The organism is Streptomyces glaucescens, assembly GCF_002154375.1.
Lineage (GTDB): Bacteria > Actinomycetota > Actinomycetes > Streptomycetales > Streptomycetaceae > Streptomyces > Streptomyces glaucescens.
This window is the reverse complement of record NZ_MUND01000705.1, coordinates 1-3,597: the sequence shown is the minus strand read 5'-3', so window position 1 is coordinate 3,597 and position 3,597 is coordinate 1. Positions and strand designations below refer to the sequence as shown.

Annotated in this window: 2 protein-coding genes and 1 pseudogene; 1 reads left to right on the top strand and 2 read right to left on the bottom strand. The window is 74.3% G+C overall.

Annotation, left to right across the window (positions count from 1 at the left end):
* Positions 1–23: 23 nt before the first annotated feature.
* Both CCN42_RS35470 and CCN42_RS35465 read right to left on the bottom strand, forming a co-directional pair.
* Positions 24–992 carry a serine/threonine-protein kinase gene (locus tag CCN42_RS35470; protein WP_086741472.1) on the bottom strand — a complete coding sequence of 323 codons (969 nt, stop codon included), beginning with the start codon at positions 990–992 and terminating at the stop codon, positions 24–26.
* Positions 993–1,111: 119 nt separating this feature from the next.
* Complete coding sequence (locus tag CCN42_RS35465; RefSeq protein WP_086741471.1) at positions 1,112–2,845, bottom strand: serine/threonine-protein kinase; 1,734 nt, start codon at positions 2,843–2,845, stop codon at positions 1,112–1,114.
* 370 nt (positions 2,846–3,215) lie between these two features.
* On the opposite strand from CCN42_RS35465, the pseudogene CCN42_RS35460 reads away from it, so the two are divergent.
* A pseudogene (locus tag CCN42_RS35460) lies at positions 3,216–3,597 on the top strand (cell division protein FtsK); the annotation flags it as partial.

The window sequence follows — 3,597 nt, the reverse complement described above, 5'->3', positions numbered from 1 at the left end:
CGACGGGACTTTGCGGACACGCCCTAGGCCCGGGGCCCCGGTCCGAAGACCGGCTCTGCCCACCGTGGCGGGGCCCCCGGCCGCTCCCGGGCCCCGGGTGCGGCGCTTGCGTCCGCCAGAGTCGGCGGGTGCCCGGTGTCCGCGGGTGTGGCCTGCGCGGACTGTCCGCTCAGCGCCACGCGCAGTGCCACGACGAAGGCCCGGCAGGAGTCGTGGCGGGCGTCGGGGCTCTTGGCCAGGGCACGGGCGAACACGCCGTCCACGCGCGGAGCGAGGTCGGGGCGGGACTCGGTGAGCGCGGGCGGGGTGTCGTGCTGGTGGGCCCAGAGCAGGGCCATGTCGTCGTCGCGCAGGAACGGCGGACGGCCCGCCAGTGTCTCGTAGACGACGCACGCCAGGCCGTAGACGTCGCAGCGGCCGTCGACGGGCCGGCCGGAGATCTGTTCCGGGGCCACGTAGTCGAGGGTGCCGACGAACTGGCCGACGGTGGTGAAACCGGTCAGGGACAGGGACTTTTTGGTCAGTCCGAAGTCGGTCAGGTAGGCGTGCTCGGGGTGCTCGCTGTCGGTGCCCCGGGCGATGAGGATGTTGCCGGGCTTGACGTCCCGGTGGACGACCCCGGCCGCGTGGGCGGCGGCGAGCCCGTCGGCGACGTCGGCGACGATCGCGACGGCCGCTTCGGGGGCGAGCCTGCGTTCCCGCTCCAGCCGGGTGCGCAGGTCGGTGCCGCGCACCAGGTCCATGACGAGGGCGAGGTCGTTGCCGTCGACGACGAGGTCGCGGACGGAGACGACGTTCGGGTGCTCGAGGCCGAGCAGGGCCGTGCGCTCCTGGACGAAGCGTCCGACGAGTTCCTGGTCGGACGCCAGGTCCTCGCGCAGCAGCTTGATGGCGACGGGCCCTTCCGGTCCCTCGCCCAGCCACACCGTGCCGGCGCTGCCCCGGCCCAGGATCTGGTTCGCGGTGTACCGGCTGCCGATCTTCCGTGCCAAGACTGCTCCTACAGACGCGTGTTGTCGCTAAAACTACGCGTCCGGGGAGCCGGCCTTCACAGGGGAGCCGGAAATCACCCCTCTGGTGTCGACAAATCGGCAGACTCGCCGCCGTCCCGCTACTGCGTGGACCCCCCGGTTCCACCGCCGTCGGAGCCGCCCAGGTCGCTGATCCAGCCGGTCACCGTGCCGAACCAGTCGGTGAGCTGTTCCCAGTAGCCCTTCCCGGTGCCGATCCACTCCTGGAGCGGGCTCAGCTCCCAGATCAGCCAGCCGGCCACGAAGAGGATGACGATCGTGAACAGGCAGCCCTTGAGGCAGCCCAGGCCCGGGATGCGCATCGGGTTCGCACTGCGGCGGCGCGGCTCCCGGGGCTCGCGCTGGGGCCGCTGCGGCTGCGGCGGGGCGGGCGGGGCGTACCGCTGCGGTGGCTGAGGCTGCGGCTGCTGGGGCTGCGGGGTGGCGTACCGCTGCGGCGGCTGGTGCTGCTGGTGCTGCTGCTGGTGCTGTGGATAGCCGTAGCCGGGGGGCGGGCCCTGCTGCGGGCGCTGCTGGGGCCGCAGCGGCTGCTGCTGCGGCCGGGCGACCTGCCGCTGGGGGCGGCGGCGCAGCGGGTCCTGGTCCGGGTCCAGGTACTGGATCTGCGTCTGCTCGTTGCGGTCCCGCGCGGCCCGCAGCTGGTTCTGCCAGGGGTGCTCGCCCTGCTGCCCGTCCTGGCCCTGCCGGTCCGGCTGGTGCGGGGGCACCGGCGGCATGACGGCCGTCGGGTCGGCGGCGCCGGTGTTCGGCAGGACGGCGGTGGGGTCGGCGGCGCCGGCCGGGCCCCCGGTGTGCGGGAGCACGCTGGTTGCGCCGTTCGGGTCGTACGCGCCCGGCGCGGAGCCCTGCGGAAGCACCTGGGTCGGGTCGGCGGCACCCGGCGTGCCGGGGACCGCGGTGGGCGCCGGGTCGGGGGCGAGCAGCGCGCCGACGCCCTCGGCGGCTGCGATCTGCGCGGAGTTCGCGTGCACGCCGATGCCGTCGGCCACGACGCGCAGGCCGCGGGCCAGGTTCTCGGCGCTCGGCCGCTCGTCGGGGTTCTTGCGCAGGCAGCGCTCGATGACCGTCCACAGCGGCTCGGGGACGGTGGAGGGGCGGCGCGGTTCGGCGCTCAGGTGCTGGTGCAGCACCTCCAGGGCGGAGCCGCCGGAGAACGGGGGGCGGCCGGTGACCAGCTCGTACAGCAGGATGCCGGCGCCGTAGATGTCGACCGCCGAGGTCTGCGGGCGGCCCTCCGCGGATTCCGGGGCCACATACGCGGGCGTGCCGACGAACTCGTGGGTGCGGGTGAGGCCGGGCGAGTCGGCGAGCCGGGCGATGCCGAAGTCGGTCAGCATCGGGTGCATCCGGCCGTCGTCCTGCTTGAGCAGGACGTTCGCCGGCTTCAGGTCGCGGTGGACCACGCCGTCGGCGTGGCTGGCGGCGAGCGCGTCGGCGATCTGCGCGGTGAGCAGGGACGCGGCGACCGGGGTGAGGGGGCCGTTCTCGCGCAGGTAGCGGTGCAGGTCCGGGCCGTCGACGAGGTCCATGACCAGGGCGAGGAGATCGCCCTCGACCACCAGGTCGCGCACCCGCACGATGTTCGGGTGGGTCAGCCGGAGCAGCACGGAGCGCTCGCGCAGGAACCGCATCACCACGTCGGCGTCGTTCGCCAGCTCCTCCTTGAGGACCTTGATGGCGACGGTCTCACCGGGCTGTCCGGGCACGGCCGCCTCGGCGCCCGCGGTCTCCCGCTGGCGGGCTCGCCAGACGGTGCCCGTGGCGCCGCGCCCGAGCGGCTCCTCGAGCAGGTACTTGCTGCCGACTGGCCGCACGTCACGCGCTCCCTGTTGCTTGGCTTGCCTGAAGGTCTGTCTTCGCGACCCACTGTAGTGCCGGGGTGCGACGGACCGGGCTGTCGTCTTCCTGTGGGTCTTACGTCGCGGTTCCCGGCCATGTTCGAAGGAAAGACGCCCGCCTCGGTCCCCAGGTTGCCGAAAGCCGGCGTGACCGATCTCAAGCGGTCGCCGCCGCCCCCTCCGTCAGGCACTTTTGCGGGCAGAGCCGACCAATCAAGATCACTTGTTCCGGAGCGGCGGGCGCGTTGTCGGTGACAGGTGCGAGGATGCGTGCAGTACTGGCCGACGTGCTCGTGCGGGGTGGGCGAAGCCCTCCGCGCCCGCGCAGAAGGGACCGCTGACGGCGATGCAGATCCGGCTGACCGTCGTAGACCCGCTGGGCCCGCCCGCGGTCGAGGCGCGAGGCCGCGCCTCGAGCCGCGACGTGCTGGTGACCGCGCCCGCCGGCACGGCCCTGTCGGCGGTCGCCTCCGCGCTGGCCTCGGCCGTCACCGGCGACGCCGCCCCGGCGGGACCGGTGGTGCTGTACGCCGGCGCGGAGCGCCTCGACGAGCGCCGCTGCACCCTCGGCGAGCCCCCGCTGCTGGACGGCGCCGTGCTCTCCCTCGGCGCCCCCGCCGACCCCGAGCCGCACCCCGAGGTCGACGACGCCCCGGCCCGCCTCGACGTGGTCGCCGGTCCCGACGCGGGCGGGGTCCATCTGCTGCACGGCGGCCGGATCGACATCG